This window comes from Planktothricoides sp. SR001, assembly GCF_001276715.1.
In the GTDB taxonomy this organism is placed as follows: Bacteria; Cyanobacteriota; Cyanobacteriia; order Cyanobacteriales; family Laspinemataceae; genus Planktothricoides; species Planktothricoides raciborskii.
Map to the genome: position 1 here is coordinate 1 of NZ_LIUQ01000032.1, position 16,855 is coordinate 16,855.

The window sequence follows — 16,855 nt, forward strand, 5'->3', positions numbered from 1 at the left end:
AGCGTCTCAACTGGGGGTTTGCGGGCAATACCGTTGGGTTTGGGTCCCTCACACGCGATGCCATTCGCTTCTTTAGCGGCGATTTTAGCGGTGACGGTCGCATGGAACTCGCTAAGGCCGCGATCTCGCTAAGACTTCCACAACCTCAGCCCCTCGCGCAACTAAGGTAGGACTTACATAGAAACCAGGTTTTTTTCCCAGGAATCTTTACCTTATCCCTCTTATTTCACTCTGGAACAAGAAAAATCAGGGCAAAATGTTCAACTGTCGATAGAGCGATCATTTGCGCGTTTATTTTCTCGCCCGAATGGCTGACATCAAGATTTTTGAGAACAGTGTTATGTTGCAAGCATACCAGATTATTTTCTGGCAAAGTTGACAAAAGAGGGATACGGAGATTGTCGTATTTTCACTGGATCTAATTTAGGTAAAGATTGAATCATAAAACTTGGCAATATTCAAGCCTTTATCCCTCATGTAAATTCCAATAAAACTAGCAGGTTTAACACGAATTCAAGCCTGAAGAAGTCAAGTTTTTTTAGGGTTTTTCAAAAGCATTACCAAACAGGAGAAATTTCAATTGTAGGAAAACGTCGTGGATGACAAATATCTAATTCAAAAACTCACTTCCTTATCAACTCAAGTTGAGGCCGATTTCAAAACTACACTCTCACCTGGGATGTGGCAGGTCAAGTGCATTCTAACTGATACATCCACCTCCATCCGCACCCCTGAAGTCCGCGATCTAGCACGGCAGGAACATCTCTGGAACATCATTACAACTTGAGTGAGGATAGCTGACAAAGTTGTGAAGTTGAACGAGCCATTGGTGTCGATCGCTACAAACAGTCCTGTAAAGCGTAGGAGGAACGCTTCAAAGGTAACTTTACTTTCAAATCGACACCGAATGGCAACGGCGATCGCAAAATAGGCGTAGAATAGGCGATCGCTTTCTGACTGACCCATAGGGGAGGGCAATGCTTGTCCTCCCCTATTCCAACAATTCTACTTATCAGTATGTATCTACAACACCTACAAAAATGGTAAAGGTAGAACAAATTATGGTAGAAAAAATTGATGATCTGATTAAACGAGCTAAAAAGCATGGCAAAGGTGCAGGACGCATACAGTTAGGTCACTATAGAGCCGCTACTGTTAATGAACGGTGGCATTATGGGTTGACTTTGATCGCCGCAGCACTTAGTGCAGTGGTGGGTACTTCAATTTTTGCCGATTTGCCGCAAAAGAACCGAATTGTGCTTAGTATTGCCTCGATTTTAGCGGCGGTATCAAGTGCTCTTCAAGGCGGTTCAAAATTTGCTGAGAAAGCTAAAGAACACCATGATGCTGGAGCAGACTATGGAAGTCTAAGACGGAAAATAGATGTACTTTGTTTGTGTCTTGAGGCTGGGGATGTTACTAGGAAACAAGCATTAGAGGAGTTAGAAGAAATTAGTAAGACTTTTACATCTCTTGCTCACCAGTCACCAGTTTTGTCCGAGCGAGCGTACAATGCTGCGGTCAAAATTTTTGATAAAGATCACCCACAATACAACGATTCATCTAATGTAGTCCTGGTTCTGGCAAATCCAGCACAGATACTTAAGCCCAGTGGCGATAAAAACGCAACTCAGCAGCCTTCGTAGGGTGGGTTAGACGCGGCGATGATTTTGGCATAAAAGCGATTTGGTGGTTGATTGTTGATTGTTGATTGTTGCTGGTTGTTTGTTGTTTGTTGTTTGTTGTTTGTTGTTTGTTGATTGTTGTTTGTTAATTATTCTCGTTTCGTTTCCTGCTCCTCTGCCCCTGTGTCCCAACACCGATGGCGGCCCCACACCCTCCGCATGGTGCGTTACGGCTGGAATAGAGGTTAATTGTTTATGTCAAAATTAGTTGCCAGCCTAACACACCCTACATTTTGCTACGTTTTGCCGATCAGGGCGAAGCATTCGGGTAATTACGTTAACGGTGAAAACCGAGAATTAACTGCCCGAATAAGGGCGAAGCATTCGGGTAATTATGTTAACGGTGAAAACCGAGAATTAACTGCCCGAATGCTTCGCCCCTACAAGTCAATTCCTTTGTGTCCCTTTGTGTCTTTGTGGTAAAATATGCCCATAATTCTCTGATAGAAGCAATGAAAACATATTTTGTATCCCCTGATGGGAATAATAATAACCCTGGTTCCATCGCACAACCGTTTCAAACTATCCAAAAATGCGCTGATGTTGCTAAACCGGGAGATACTTGTTTCATTAGAAAAGGGATCTATCGAGAATTGGTGCAACCCAAAAATTCCGGTTTGCCCAATGCACCAATTATTTTTCAAGCTTACAACGGCGAAAAAGTGGTGATTTCCGCTGCAAGAAAGCTGGAAGGGCAATGGCAAGAACATGAAAATGGGATTTATAAAATAAAGTTAGATGCAAGTTGGGATTTAGGGGTTGGTCAAAATCAACTATTTTTTGATGATTTAATGATGATTGAAGCGCGTTGGCCTAATATTAACCGCGCTGTTGATTTAACCCGCGATCGCCATATTATTTCTTCTGGGGGTAATTTTCTGGGAGAGGCGATCGCCTCTACAAAAAAAGATCATTATGAAGCATCAGCTTATTATAAATCCTCGGAATTAAAACAATTTGCTTCCGGCTTTTGGAATGATGCTTATATTAGCTTTATCCCCGGTCACGAATGGTGGGGAAATGTGGGAACTATTACCCAATCAACTCCGGGACGAGTAGAGTTTGAATTTGATTTTCCCATGTCCTGGCTAAATTATCATCAACCCTCTGGTGACGATCCTTTTTATATCTGGGGAAACTACCAAGCCTTGGATGCCGAACAAGAATGGTTTTTTGATACCAAAGGCACTCAGGGAGAACCCTATACTTTATATTTTAAACCCCCTGGGGGGACTATAGAAAATCACACTATTGAATTAAAGAATAAGGCAGAAATTTTTCAACTAGGCGATCGCTCTCATATCCATATCAAAAATATCGATTTTTTTGGCGGTTCGATTACCATGAATGCCAACAGTTACTATAATATCTTAGAGGTAATTACTTCGCAATATGCCGGTCATGGTCACGGTTTTGGCAGAGTTTACCCAGCAATTAAAATTGAGGGAAATAACCATAAACTAATTAACTCACAGGTGGGCAAAACCGCCGCAGAAGCATTACAAGTCCGAGGCAAAAACCATAAAATCTATAATAACGTTTTTCACGACAGTGGTTATAACTCTGCTATTTCTGATGGCATTCAATTTTATGGCGATGCCAGGGATATTTTATTTAGCAATAATACGGTTTTTAACAGCGGTGGCGTCGGTATTTCGGCAACGTTGAAAAATTCTCAGATTATCTATAATCATGTTTGGAATATCGGTCGGCAAAAAACCGATACAGCGGGGATTAATAGTTGGAATGGGGGAGACGCAGAAGGGACAGAAATTGCCTATAACCTAGTCCACGATGTTTGGGCTTATTTGGATAATACCCAACATAATGGGGGGGCAGGAATTCGTTTAGATTCCGGGGGCAGTCCGTTGGGTAATTCTAATTATAAAATCCATGATAATATTGTTTTTAATACTTCCACTAGAAATAGTATCGCCATTTGGGGTTTAACCCCTGGTAACCCTAATTATGGAAATGCCCAGATTGATGTCTCTAATAATACATTAGATAATAGCATTCTCCTATTTGATGCGGATGGGCGATCGCACGCGGGAACTATTGTGCGAAATAACCTGGCGGTAAAACATGAATTAGTCACCACATCTAAGCCGAAAATTCCTGATGGCACAACCGTAGAATATAACTTATTTTTAAACCGAGTAGAAAATAATTTTGCCCCAATAGATGCTAAATTGCCTAGGGTAAAATCTCTGCCCAGCAAGTTTTTGCCCGTACTTGATTCTGGGGAGGTTTTTCTGCCATTTACTCAGGCTTCGGTACAAATAAGTGATGCCGCAAATCCCATTGTCGGCGCTAATTACTTCCTTCCTGGTGCCTTAATTACCGAACCAGACTTAGCAAAACTTAAAGCTATTTTTAACCCCCAAATACCGGATAAAATAACTCTAGTTAACTTGCCATTAGGCCGAATTTTACCAGAGACTTTCCGCTTGAAAGTTGGAAATGCTAATCAGTCGGTTAATTGCGTTACTTTAATCGAAAATAAGGGTGAAACCACGGCTAATTGCCAGATAAATCAAGCTAATTCCCCGGAAAATCAAACTATCTCTGTCAGTCTCGACGGTAATACATTTAAAGCGATTAACTTAAGCATAGAAGTAAGCCCAGAAAAGCCACCATCAACCTCAATGCTATTTCCTCCGTACTCAGGGGCGATCGGGATTCTGGTATTAGGGACTATTTTTATAACCAGTATTAGTTATTATTTCCGCCGCTAATTTGCGCCATTTACCTAAAAAATACCTCTAAAAATCCTTTGTGTCTTGGTGGTGAAAATTCATCGAGAATTAACTGCCCGAATAAGCATTCGTAGGGTGGGACGAGACGCGGCGATAGTTTTGGCATAAAACGGATAACCTTTATGCCGCATGGAAATAATTCTAATCTTTTTATCTGGATAACGTTGAGATAAACCCCAACCCAGAGATGCCGCAACGGTGGTTTTTCCTACCCCACCTTTGCCGCTTAACATGACTAGCTGAAGATGATTTAACATATCAATCACTTTAATGGATAAAACTGGAGGGATAAAACTGGAAGAAAAACAAAAGTTTACCCATAGTCACCATATCGGTAAAAACATCATAAATGCAATATCCATGATTCTAAATTCCTTTTTTATGGGCAATAGGAATTTCTATGATAAACTCTGTGCCTTTGCCGAGAGTCGAATCACAGTTAATTTTACCTCGGTGTGCTTCCACGATAATCTGATAACTAATAGACAGACCTAAACCCGTCCCAGACCCAACGGGTTTCGTGGTAAAAAAGGGATCGAAGATTTTTTTGACGATTTTGTTGTCTATCCCACTGCCATTATCAGCAATTCTAATTGTCACCAAGTTGGTATCTGTCACCTCTGTGCGAATTCTAATCGTCGGGATATAGTCAGATTGATTTTGGCCGGGATTCATTCTCAACGCATCACAAGCATTACTTAGTATATTCATAAACACCTGATTAAGCTGAGATGGGTAACAGGAAACTTTGGGCAATTGTCCATATTCTTTCCCTACCTGAATTTCCTCAAAGCTGCCCGGTTTTCCTTTCAACAAAGGTCGTAAAATCATTAAAGTAGACTCGATGCCTTCGTGAATATTTACGGGTTTCATCTCAGCTTCATCTAAGCGGGAGAAATTCCGCAGGGATAAGACGATTTGCCGGATGCGTTCAGCGCCAATTTTCATCGACGTGATAATCTTCTGTAAATCCTCTCGGATAAACTCTAAATCTATTGCCTCGATTTCATCGGCAATTTCTGGTACTGGTTCGGGATAATGTTCCTCATAAAGAGAGATTAAATTTAATAAATTTTCAACATATTCTTGGGTGGGATTAAGATTGCCGTAAATAAAGTTAACTGGGTTATTAATTTCGTGGGCAACTCCCGCGACTAATTGCCCCAGGCTGGACATTTTTTCACTTTGAATCAGGTGGGCTTGGGTTTTTCTCAACTCAGTCAGAGTTTCTTTGAGGTGGAGATTTTTTTCATTGAGTTCTTGAGTGCGTTCCCGAACTTTTTGTTCTACGGAAGCATATAACAAAGCATTCTCCAAAGAAATCGCTGCTTGGGAAGACAGCAGTCGCAAAAGTTCTAAGCGATCGGCAGTAAACGCCCCAGAAGTTAAGTTATTTTCTAAATAAAGAATCGCCAACAATTGACCAGCATTAACAATCGGCGTGCAGAGGAGAGATTTGATCTGATGCTCCATGATATAATTGTCAGTGGCAAATCGGTTGTCTTTGACCGCATTGCTTAAGACTACATCAGAACGAGTGCGATCGACGTAGTTGATTACAGCGATCGGTAAAGTATCTTCGGAAATCCGCCGCATATGTGATAATTTAGTCGGATAATTTTCGAGGATGACTTCTTCGTGGCTAATGGAAGCTTCAACGGCGATCGCAAATTTGACTTGACTTGCTTCTGTGGGGGAATGTAAAATCAAACAGCCTTTTTGTGCTCCCGCGTTTTCAATCAAAATTTTCATTAAATTCGCCAATAACTTATCTAAGACAATTTCACTAGAAATCGCTTGATAAGCTTTAATCACTGAAGCTAAATCTAAAATTCCCGAACCCCGACTCCCAGAGGTAAAAGTCGCCGTTGTCACCAAGGGACTAAAAGGATTATCCACTTGAGTTAAACTGGGTAACTGGGGATAAGTTTGTTCTAACTGTTCAACTTTACGTTTTGCCCCCCAACGTTGATAACCATAGTAAGCTTCAACTAAATGACTTTGAGCATATTTTTTATATCCCTGATTTAACCAGAATTTCGCTGCCAATTCGTTGGCTAAAGCTTGATGTTGAATAAACTCATTTTCTTGGGCAGATTTAATCGCGCTATCGTAAGCTGCGATCGCCTCCAGGTGTTTGGCGGTAATCCGATATATTTCGGCTTGCAACAGCAAATATTGATGCTGGAAATTTTCGGCACAATTGGTTTGCCACAGTTGTAGATTTGCCAAAGCGTCTTGTAACTTGGCTAAATATTCTGGCCGATCATTTGGGGATAATTGGCAATACAAACCAGCCCAAGTCATCGCCGAGTAAAACGTATAATCAGCGAAGGGTAATAGTCCCTGAACATAAGGTAGCAATGGTTCGATAGAATTGGCGCAATCCCAGGCAGCATTTAAATCGCCATAAAGGTAGAAAATTTGTAATTTTCTAATCTGATAAATACAGAGAGCATAAATATTTTGATGCGCCTCACAAGTGGCTATGTAGTCAGCTTCATTCAGTTGATTGGTGGCAAAGGATAAGAACTCTGGAGTCAGTTTGGTTAGATTCCACAAACATAGATCCAGTCCTTGGAGTAAATCGGTAGATAGCTGATTTTGGGTCTTTTTCGTCAGTTCTAAATACCGGGGAACTTCTGCCAGCAAATGATTGAGATTTTTTCCTTGAAAAAACGCATTGCAGGCGGTATTATGTAGGGCATAGCCAGCATATTCTAAGTCCCCACATTCTAGGGCAGCTTGATAGGCTTCATAGTTCATCAAATTACACTCTTTAATATGATTAAACCAATACAAGACACTATTGGCTAACCCTGTCGCTGCTTTACATTTTAAATCTCGCGCATCCCATTTATCAATTAAGCCCATAGCAAGTTGACCAAACTGGTATGCCGATTGATAATCTCCAAACACAGAAACGAGCATAATGCCATAGTTGGTCAGACAGATACAAGATTCTGGGGTGCTGCCATAAGCTAGGGATATATTCACTCCTCGGACAAAAATAATTGTCCAGAGTTGCAGGTTAGTTAAATAGGTTGGTGCGCCCAAATTTGTTAATACTTTTAAGGCAATTTTTTTCTCTGTACTGGTCATTTCTGGTTCATGGAGAATCGAGCTAATTTGCCGATTTTCCCACTGTTGTTTGGCGGCGGCAAATTCAGCGGCGATCGCCTCTGGAAAATTCTCTTGAGGCAGTTCCACCCCCAACAATTTCAGGGCTTCTATCCCCGCATCTACCGCTTGTTGATACTTAGCCTGTAAGCTGTATTGTACCACTAGGAGATTATATACCTCAGCCTTTTCCATCACTGACTTAGCTTGGGCTAAGGTTTGGTTAATATAGTGTTCTGATGTGATAAAATCCCCGCTTAAATACTCAATTTCTGCTAAGTTCTTATATAAAGCAAAAGTTAAATCATAGTGTTCGTGCCAGGTATTTCCTGGCAATAACTCAACCCCGGCACTTAAGTAATCTTTTGCCGCTTGGTAAGCGGTGGCATCTTTGGCTTTTTTCGCCGCTGTTAAATTTAAAGCCGCTAATTCCAGTTTTTCCTCTGTTGCGGTGATTAACTCGCGACCCACATTCAGATGATCCACCAGTTCAAAGGCGCGATCGAGGCGATATTCTACGGGAGTATTCATCAAAAACATTCGGCCAATTTGTAGATGCACCGCTTTTTTCTGGGAATCATCAATTAAGGCATAAGCCGCTTGCTGCACCCGGTCGTGCAAAAACTGATAATTGAGCACTAACAAAGGAAAATTAAACAGTTGTTCTTGAGTAAACTGTAAATCAGAAATTGGCTGAATTAAATCTTCTTTAATCCCAGGCCAAAGGTCATGGAAAGTCCCCACGGCTTCTTTGCCATGAATTAAAGATATGGTGTTTAAATCAAATTGGTTGCCTAGACAAGCCCCCAGGCGTAAAACTTGTTGAGTACCTTCAGGCAGTTTTTGGAGTTTTTGAATCATTAACTCCACTACATTATCCGTAATTCCCACCGCTTCAATTTCCCGGATATTCCATTGCCAACCCCCTTTATCGTCGGCGTAAAGAGGTTTAAAGGTGAGCAATTTTTCTTGATATAAGGTTTTGAGGAATTCCGCCACAAAAAATGGGTTGCCCTGGGTTTTGCGTAAGACCAACTGGGCTAAAGATTCGAGTAATTCAGGCTGTTTATGTAAAGTGTCTGCAATGAATTGAGTAATTTGTTCTAGGTTTAAGGGAGATAAATGATGCTGAATAATGATCGCCTGTTCGTGACGCAACATATCAATAGTCATCATTAAAGGATGAGTCGAACTGACTTCATTATCCCGATAGGCCCCAATCAAGCAGAGATATTTGGTGCGATCGTCGCTCATCATCAGCTTAATTAACTTCAAACTCGCGGAGTCAGCCCATTGTAAATCATCCCAAAAAATTACCAAGGGATGCTCTTTTGAGCAAAAGACATGAATAAAGTTTTGAAACACTAAATTAAAGCGATTTTGGGCTTCGGCGGGTTTGAGAACTGGCACCGCAGGCTGTGGGCCGATAATAAACTCAATTTCGGGAATTACATCAATAATAATTTGAGCATTATTTCCCAATACCCCTAAGAGTTTTTCTCGCCATTTTTCCAGGACTTCCTCGCTTTGACTTAACAACAAGCTGACCAACTCAGAAAAAGCTGATACTACTGCCGAGTAAGGAGTGCCGCGCTGGAATTGATCAAATTTCCCGGAAATAAAATATCCGCCTAATTGAACAACGGGCTGATGAATTTCCCGAATTAAGGCAGACTTGCCAATTCCTGAATATCCGGCCACTAAAATCATTTCTGTCGCCCCCTGACTCACTCGTTTAAATGCGGCGAGTAAGTCGGCAATATCTTGGTCGCGGCCATAAAGTTTTTCGGGAATTTTAAAGCGATCAGAAATATCTTCACTGCCCAATTTAAATGGCGCAATTTTTCCCGTTTCTTGGAGTTGGGTTAAACAATTTTCTAAGTCTGCTTGTAAACCCCAAGCACTTTGATATCGGTCTTCAGGAGTTTTGGCTAGTAATTTGAGAATAATTTCTGAAATAATTTCCGGAATTTCCGGTTTTTTAGCGTGGGGAGGGATGGGTTCTTTCGCCAAATGACAATGGATTAATTCCATTGGATCCGTGGCATCAAAAGGCAGGGTTTTGGTGAGGAGTTCATATAAAGTTACTCCCAGGGAATAAAAGTCCGTGCGATAGTCAATCAGAGAGTTAATTCGACCTGTTTGTTCGGGAGAAATATAAGCAAATGTTCCTTCTAAAGCCGATTTTTTTGTGGGGTGAATTTCGTGGTTTACCGTGGTGGCGATGGTAAAGTCAATAATTTTGACTTGTCCCGTGACGGGATTTAAGACAATATTAGCGGGATTTATATCTTTATGAATAATGTTTTTGGCGTGAATTATACCTAGATTTTTAATAATTTTAATAGCTAAGGTGAGAAAACCGACTAAGGTCAATTGTTGGGATTCCATTAAAATTCTTAAAGATTCTCCACCAAAATCTTCCAGAATCATTACCCATTGATTTTGATATTGTTGTAACTCGTAGGCGCGAACAATTCCCTCAAGATTCAGTTGGCGAATAATTTCATATTCTTGTTGATATCGCTGTACCTGTTCTTCTGTGGGGTATTCTTGCTTAAGAACTTTAACAATCACAGGTTGATTGTCTTCTTGCCGACGCCCTCGATAGACTAATGAGTTTGCGCTTTCATAAATGCGAGCAAGAATTTGGTATCCAGGAATGTTTATCATCGTTTTATTCTCCATTGGAGAAAGATTAGTTAGGTCTAAGTTAGGTTTAAGTTACGATTTGTTTGCGTCCGTTAGATGCAACCCAATAAGGAGATTAATAACCAGTTTACCTATTAGAAGTAATTGTACAGCAATTTTTTGAGTGACGGTATGTGGTGGGGCTTCCGGGGCTTCCGGGGCTTCCGGGGCTTCCGGGGCTTCCGGTGCGGGGGAGAAGTTAAAAGTCGTAGGGGCTTTCTGGCCATTCGCCCGTACAAAAGNNNTGGCCATATAGCCTGACGGCATGGCCTCCGCAAGGACGTCCGTACAAAAGAATTGTCACTATTGACTATTCACTATTCACTATTCACTATTCACTATTCACTCTTCCCCACACCCCACACCCTACACCCCACACCCCAAGTTTATAAGCTGGTCAAGACACAAAGTAGTAGGGCTTCAGTCCATTCGACTACGGCGCCGTAGGTGTCTCCGGTGTGACCGCCAATTTTATGGTTAATCCAGGCGCCTTTGAGGATGGCGATCGCACTGCCGCCCATAGCCATACCGATCGCCAGGATCCAGTGGCTCGGATCGACCATGAGTTGCACGAGGCTTAAACTTAGCAGGAGCAAAAATCCGGGCAGCAAATCGATGGGGCGATAAATTTCTTCTTTGTGAATGGCGCCTTTGCCGGTGGCTTTGATGTAGGGGTAGCGAACAATGGCGACCAGTTGCCCCCAACGACCCCAACCGGCAGCGGCCATAATTGCGAGACCCCGATATTCTGACAATTCGGAGAGGGCGGCGGTTTTTAAGAGGACAACGGCGATCGCGGCCATCACCCCAAAAGCCCCAGTCAGACTATCGGCCATCACTTCCAGGCGTCGTTTGGGGTCAGACACCGCCAAGCCATCAGCCATATCCATCACCCCATCTAAATGTAAACCTCCCGTAATCCAAATCCAACAGATAACTACTAAAGCACTCCGTGTTAATACGGGCATTTCTAATAATTGCAACCAGGCGTCAAGTAGGCCAACGATCGCCCCGATCGCCACGCCGATTAAAGGGGCAAACCGGGCAATGCCGCGAAATTCGAGAGTCCAGGACATGGGGACGGGTAAGCAAGTATAAAAGGCGATCGCCGCCGCCACAATTGAGCCTTGATGACGCACGAATTCAAGGGTTTTAGCTATTTGTGGATAATCTTTCATATAAATTATGCTCGATCAGCTATTTTACTGATGTCTAAAATTCTCGTTTATGCCAGAATTGTATCTATCGAGAAGACTATGCAGACGATGACGCGCAGGCAGCCTGTAAACTGTCCTTAAATGCGCCACCGGAAATCTTGTTGAAGATTAATAGGTAATATATCCATGATTTACAACCGATCCAATGATACGGTGCCTGCACCGTGTTTAATCGACACTGGCATCTTAGTTAACAAGCAGGATATCATCAGACTTTTGTCGGACTTGACTCATGTCCAATATATTCATTGGCAAGATGGCGAACTAAAAAGTCAAGGAGAAGGATATATCCTGGATGTGTTTGCCGACCCGCAGCGATCGACCTTAATCGCCAATCATGCGGTGTATATCAATGTTTATAGTTTTGATTATTTGGAACTAAAACAGTCTGCTAAGGCGGAAGCTTATTTTGATTTGGTGCAAGAGGGACTGCTGCTGCGCCTGACTCCTTTATCCAACCCCCTGAAACAAGAATGCTCTAGGGCTGAAGATAACCTAGACCTGGAAACAATGGTAGCGGAACTGCTCACAGCCAAGCTGGATGCCGAACAAGATGATGATGAATTTTTGCCATTTTAAGCCCAAGTATCGGCTATAATTGATTGTTTCGTGACTGTATTTCAATGAGACAATTATTGTGGGCGAAGATTTACGCGAAGATTTGGGCAATAATTTAGGCAATAATTTGGGCAATAATTTAGGCAATAATTTAGGCAATAATTTAGCCAATAATTTAGCCAATAATTTAGCCAATAATTTAGCCAATAATTTAGCCAATAACTTTACATTTCAACGTCAAGCTTGCTGCGGCCAGACTCAAGCAAGGGCTGGAGTCTTTTACACACCTCATGGCTGCGTTGAAACTCCTTGTTTTATGCCTGTGGGGACATTAGCTACGGTAAAAACATTGACCCCGGATCAATTAGTTGATACCGGCGCTCAAATGATTTTAGCTAATACTTATCATTTGCACCTGCAACCCGGGGAAAAAATCGTTGAACAAGCCGGTGGTTTGCACCGTTTTATGGTGTGGGATGGCCCAATTCTCACCGACTCTGGTGGGTTTCAAGTGTTTAGTTTAAGTCAGTTTAGAACAATTAATGAAGAAGGTGTCACTTTCAAGTCCCCCAGGGATGGAAGGATGATCCATTTAACCCCTGAGCGTTCGATTCAAATTCAAAATGCTTTGGGGGCTGATGTGATTATGGCGTTTGATGAATGTCCTCCCTATCCTGCTACTAGGGAAGCGGTGGAGTTAGCTATGGGGCGAACTTATCGCTGGTTAGAACGCTGCATCACCGCCCACAAGCGCTCAGATCAAGCGTTGTTTGGCATTGTTCAAGGGGGTATTTATGCGGATTTGCGCCAACAAGCGGCAGAATCTTTGCGTGAGTTGGATTTACCCGGATATGCCATTGGTGGGGTGAGTGTGGGAGAACCCGCTGATTTAATTACTCAGATTGTGCAGGTGACGGCGCCCCATTTGCCGGAGGAGAAACCCCGTTATCTGATGGGGGTGGGGACTTATCAGGAAATGGCTAGGGCGATCGCCTCTGGGGTGGATTTGTTTGACTGCGTAATTCCCACCCGCTGGGCTCGACATGGCGCGGTGATGGTACGCGGTGAGCGTTGGAATATTAAAAATGCTCAGTTTCGGGAAGATTTCACTCCCCTCGATGAAACCTGTCCTTGTTATACTTGCCAAAATTTTAGCCGCGCTTATTTGGGTCATTTGTGGCGATCGCGGGAAGTGCTGGGTTTAACTCTGCTGTCGATCCATAACATCACCGAACTGATGCGCTTTACTCGACGCATTCGGGAAGCGATTATAGGCGATCGCTTTGTCGAGGAATTTGGTCATTGGCTGAAATGACGGAAACGGAGAAACGGGCAACATCATGTTAAAATCTATCTCAATTATTAAAATCTTGTTCAAGAGGTAGGTATCTAAATGGAAGCAGCAATGCTGTTGGCGAAACTGCCAGAAGCGTATCAAATCTTTGACCCACTGGTTGATGTATTACCGATTATCCCCGTATTTTTCCTCTTGCTGGCTTTCGTTTGGCAAGCCGCCGTTGGTTTCAAATAAATTCCTAGTCTGTTTAATATCGATCGGGGTGCCTAAAAATAGGCACCCTTTTTTTGTCGTCTATATATGTGCGGCTACGTCTATATATAGCTATTTCAATTAAAATTAGTACAATTATGTAGGGGCGCAAGCCGCCGCGCCCAAAGAAGCAAATCAGCAGATTATGTAGGGGCGCGGCGGCTTGCGCCCCTGATGTTTCGTCTCAATCGCAATTGAAATGAATATATAAGTGTCAGAGATTAACCGCGATTGCCGATTGTCTTCTGGAACCCAGACCGTTGCTGGATCCGGCCAACATAAGCGAGGACGGCGGGATATGGGCTTAAGTCTGGTTTAATCATCATAAGGGTGTAGGCTAACATAGCGCCCACGGCCACATCTGCTACGGTAAAGTCATCCCCAACCAAAAACTGCTGTGTTTCAAAGATTTGGTTGAGGCCACTCATTAACCGGGGCAGTTCGCGATCGCGGCTGGCTTCCACAAACACCCCAGGGCCGAAAGTGGCATTAGCAAAAGAGATCCACTGGTTCATCACGGCCAAATCTTCTGGGGTGGACAGATTGCCGTATTTTTGGGCTAAATACAATAAAATTGCCCCAGACTCCCAGAGTTTAAAGTCTCCATCTACGATCGCGGGGACTTTGCCAATGGGATTAATCGCCAAATACTCTGGTTGCAAATGTTCTTTTGCTTGCATATCCAGCAGCACAAATTCATAAGGAACCCCAAGTTCCTCTAGATACCACTGCACAATTGAAGCCCGACTGCGAGCACCGCCATATAGCTTTAACATAAGCTGGAAAACAATCTAATGGAATCTAGATAATTATATAGGAATGACGCATCATGGTTATTTTTGACGCCGCTATCATAGCTACAATTAACCAAAATCACTGTAGGGGCGAAGCATTCGCGCATATAATATATTGATTTTTAGGAGAATTTACGCCGCGAATGCTTCGCCCTTAACCTGCGCTAAACATATCGTATTCTCGCAGAATTTACGCCGCGAATGGTTTGCCCTTACCCCACGATAAATATATCGCTGCTAATATCGCTGCTAATCTATCTCAAGATTAAGCAATATTAAGCAATATTAGGGATATTATGCCGAGACTATCGCCCCTGCATAGCCACCAACTCCGATGACTTTTCGGGAATAGTCAAAGTTTGGCGATTCCCAGAGGGATCGCTACGCGAATCGCACCAATCTAACATCCGATTCCAAGCCCACCAATGGTCAACATCACCGGCTTGTTTTTGGCAATTTTTACTACTAAAATATCCCAAATGACCGCCAAATTCCGTAGAAATTAAATCAATCGCTGAATTTTTCTCTGAAATAGCCTTTAACTCGGAAACTAAACCGGGATAAAACATCGGATCATCTTCCGCGTAAATAATTAACGTGGGCTTATTTAACTCCGGTAAAACGTGAACCAAAGGACAACTAGCATCATAATACTCCTCAACGGAATTAAACCCTAAACGGGGAATCACCAATTCGCGATCAAAGCCCCAAATACTATTAGCCCGTTCAATTGCTGCCGGATCTATATCATTAGGATGATAACCGTAAATTTCCCAGGCCATTGTTTTCAAATTTTTGGCAACTTCTTGTTCTAAATATCGCCCCAAAGGGTGATTAACTAAATAAGCAAGAGAACGATTAGAATCTAAATTAGGGCAAATCACCGCCCCACCCCCAATATCACGCGATCGCAGTCCCAAATTTCGCGCTGCTTTTGACAAAAATTGCCCTGCTTTCAGACCCCAAAGTGCCAAATGTCCACCCAAAGAATAGCCCGTAAACCAAAACTTTCCGGGACAACCAATTGCCTTAGCTTGGGCGGCAATTCTGACAAAATCTTCGCCTTCATATAAACCATCGGACGTTAAAGTTGGGGAAAGTTCGGCAGTTTTGCCGTGGGCTCTCCAATCAAATAAAACCACCGCATATCCCCGGGCAAATGCCTTACGTCCCAGCACTTGCAAAAACCATTGGTCTTCTAAATTTCCCGTAATACCGTAAGTACCAACGATCGTCCCCCGTGGGTTTTCGGGAATAGCTACCCAGCCAAAAATGGGCACATCCTCTGCACCCATAAAAATTTTTTCTTGATAAGGGGGTTGAGGGTCAACGGTAAACTTTTCCCACACTTGACTGGCGTAAAAAAAGCTATATAGTGTCATTAACAGTCCGTTCTTGAGAAACCAAGGGGGGGTATAAGCCGGATAAACCATAAATCAGTAAAAAAGCGTTTTTTTGTTTGACTGCATACCACTGTAACAAAAGTTAACAAATATTTCTATCTGGATAATTTATGGTTAGTATTCACCATGCCTAGGATGTTTAAAACCTAGACATGATTAGCCCGGATTCGTCAAACAAAAAAATCGATTAATCTACCCAAGGTTAATTAATAACATAAAAATACGTTATTGTTGTTTGTTTATCAATAAAAATAATTTACTTTTTTTTGATAAAATATTTTTTTGAATAAAAAGTAAAATTTGACATAATTAGGTATGATCGTTATTGTAGTAGCATAGGATAATTAAAATCATGGGAGAAGCAAAACGACGCGAAAAGTATTGGCAACAACAAGGGCAAGATTCGCCTCCAAATCAGGGCAAATCCGCCGCAAAAACAAGAATATATGCCATTAAGCAGCAAATTCAGCAAATTAAGGCAGATACCGATCAAGTGAAAAAAAAACCAGAGTTTAAACGGCAATGTCAGGAAAAATTGGCCGCCGAAAACCGCCAGATTAAACAAAGATTGGAAAACCGGGATTTTCGACCAGTGAGTGATGTTATTGCCATGATTCAAACGCGATCGGGTAAACTCAACCCGGAACAAGTATATTTATGGATGGATTATCTCATTAGTGGCTTGTTGGACACGAAAAATATTGAACCTGTCCAAGCTCAGTTATTTGTCTGGGAGTTAGAAACCCATTTACAGCTTAATTCAGCCAAATCTCAGCAAGAATATTATGATTTATCCCAGCAAATTGCCGCGACAAAAGCTTATTTGAAATCCTTAGAAGTTTGGGTGGATATTAAAAATGATTTATTGGCAATTTACCAAGTTAGGTCTAGTATTTTGTAGTGATTGTTGATTGTTGGTTGTTGTTTGTTGTTTGTTGTTTGTTGTTTGTTGTTTGTTGGTTGTTGGTTGTTGGGGAAAGTCGTAGGGGCGAATGGCCAAGAGAGAAAAGAGAGGAGAGAAAAGAGAGGAGAGAATATCTTTCCTCTTTCCTATGCATCCTATGCATCCTCTTTCCTAT

Annotated in this window: 13 protein-coding genes and 1 pseudogene; 7 read left to right on the forward strand and 7 right to left on the reverse strand. The window is 42.2% G+C overall.

The window, feature by feature from the left end:
* Positions 1–639 precede the first annotated feature (639 nt).
* The gene (locus AM228_RS32975) at positions 640–978 is read right to left on the reverse strand and encodes a hypothetical protein (protein ID WP_156331875.1); all 339 of its coding nucleotides are present in this window, start codon (positions 976–978) and stop codon (positions 640–642) included.
* A gap of 83 nt (positions 979–1,061) precedes the next feature.
* On the opposite strand from AM228_RS32975, the gene AM228_RS17945 reads away from it, so the two are divergent.
* The 3 genes from AM228_RS17945 to AM228_RS17950 all read left to right on the forward strand — a co-directional run bounded on the left by AM228_RS17945 (position 1,062) and on the right by AM228_RS17950 (position 4,423).
* The gene (locus AM228_RS17945) at positions 1,062–1,646 is read left to right on the forward strand and encodes an SLATT domain-containing protein (RefSeq protein WP_197285339.1); all 585 of its coding nucleotides are present in this window, start codon (positions 1,062–1,064) and stop codon (positions 1,644–1,646) included.
* A gap of 234 nt (positions 1,647–1,880) precedes the next feature.
* Complete coding sequence (locus AM228_RS32980) at positions 1,881–2,108, forward strand: hypothetical protein (protein WP_156331877.1); 228 nt, start codon at positions 1,881–1,883, stop codon at positions 2,106–2,108.
* 29 nt (positions 2,109–2,137) lie between these two features.
* Positions 2,138–4,423 carry a right-handed parallel beta-helix repeat-containing protein gene (locus AM228_RS17950; protein ID WP_054467750.1) on the forward strand — a complete coding sequence of 762 codons (2,286 nt, stop codon included), beginning with the start codon at positions 2,138–2,140 and terminating at the stop codon, positions 4,421–4,423.
* A 59-nt stretch (positions 4,424–4,482) separates the two neighbouring features.
* Here AM228_RS17950 and AM228_RS31085 read toward each other — a convergent pair whose 3' ends face one another.
* The 4 genes and pseudogenes from AM228_RS31085 to cobS all read right to left on the reverse strand — a co-directional run bounded on the left by AM228_RS31085 (position 4,483) and on the right by cobS (position 11,433).
* Positions 4,483–4,701: an ArsA-related P-loop ATPase gene (locus AM228_RS31085; RefSeq protein WP_082348936.1), complete on the reverse strand. Its 219-nt coding sequence runs from the start codon at positions 4,699–4,701 to the stop codon at positions 4,483–4,485.
* Positions 4,702–4,810: 109 nt separating this feature from the next.
* A complete protein-coding gene (locus AM228_RS17960; protein ID WP_054467754.1) occupies positions 4,811–10,237 on the reverse strand; it encodes an ATP-binding sensor histidine kinase in 5,427 nt (1,808 codons plus the stop codon).
* Between the two features lie 51 nt (positions 10,238–10,288).
* Positions 10,289–10,497: pseudogene (locus tag AM228_RS17965) on the reverse strand (hypothetical protein); the annotation flags it as partial.
* 144 nt (positions 10,498–10,641) lie between these two features.
* The gene (gene cobS, locus AM228_RS17970; RefSeq protein ID WP_054467758.1) at positions 10,642–11,433 is read right to left on the reverse strand and encodes an adenosylcobinamide-GDP ribazoletransferase; all 792 of its coding nucleotides are present in this window, start codon (positions 11,431–11,433) and stop codon (positions 10,642–10,644) included.
* 165 nt (positions 11,434–11,598) lie between these two features.
* Between cobS and AM228_RS17975 the strand changes: the two genes are divergently transcribed.
* The 3 genes from AM228_RS17975 to AM228_RS17985 all read left to right on the forward strand — a co-directional run bounded on the left by AM228_RS17975 (position 11,599) and on the right by AM228_RS17985 (position 13,561).
* Positions 11,599–12,051, forward strand: a complete 453-nt coding sequence (locus tag AM228_RS17975) for a hypothetical protein (protein WP_054467760.1) — start codon at positions 11,599–11,601, stop codon at positions 12,049–12,051.
* Positions 12,052–12,109: 58 nt separating this feature from the next.
* On the forward strand, positions 12,110–13,345 hold the full coding sequence (gene tgt, locus AM228_RS17980; RefSeq protein WP_231636847.1) for a tRNA guanosine(34) transglycosylase Tgt: 1,236 nt from the start codon (positions 12,110–12,112) through the stop codon (positions 13,343–13,345).
* 78 nt (positions 13,346–13,423) lie between these two features.
* Positions 13,424–13,561, forward strand: a complete 138-nt coding sequence (locus AM228_RS17985) for a photosystem II reaction center protein K (RefSeq protein WP_054467761.1) — start codon at positions 13,424–13,426, stop codon at positions 13,559–13,561.
* Positions 13,562–13,800: 239 nt separating this feature from the next.
* Here AM228_RS17985 and AM228_RS17990 read toward each other — a convergent pair whose 3' ends face one another.
* Both AM228_RS17990 and AM228_RS17995 read right to left on the reverse strand, forming a co-directional pair.
* Positions 13,801–14,355 (reverse strand): glutathione S-transferase family protein, encoded by a 555-nt coding sequence (locus AM228_RS17990; protein WP_054467763.1) that lies wholly within the window; start codon positions 14,353–14,355, stop codon positions 13,801–13,803.
* Positions 14,356–14,678: 323 nt separating this feature from the next.
* Positions 14,679–15,755, reverse strand: coding sequence for a YheT family hydrolase (locus tag AM228_RS17995; RefSeq protein WP_369817767.1), 1,077 nt, complete (start codon positions 15,753–15,755; stop codon positions 14,679–14,681).
* A 373-nt stretch (positions 15,756–16,128) separates the two neighbouring features.
* Here AM228_RS17995 and AM228_RS18000 point away from each other — a divergent pair, with 373 nt between their 5' ends.
* Entirely contained in the window at positions 16,129–16,677 is a 549-nt protein-coding gene (locus tag AM228_RS18000; RefSeq protein ID WP_054467767.1) for a hypothetical protein, read from the forward strand.
* The last annotated feature ends 178 nt before the right edge of the window (positions 16,678–16,855 follow it).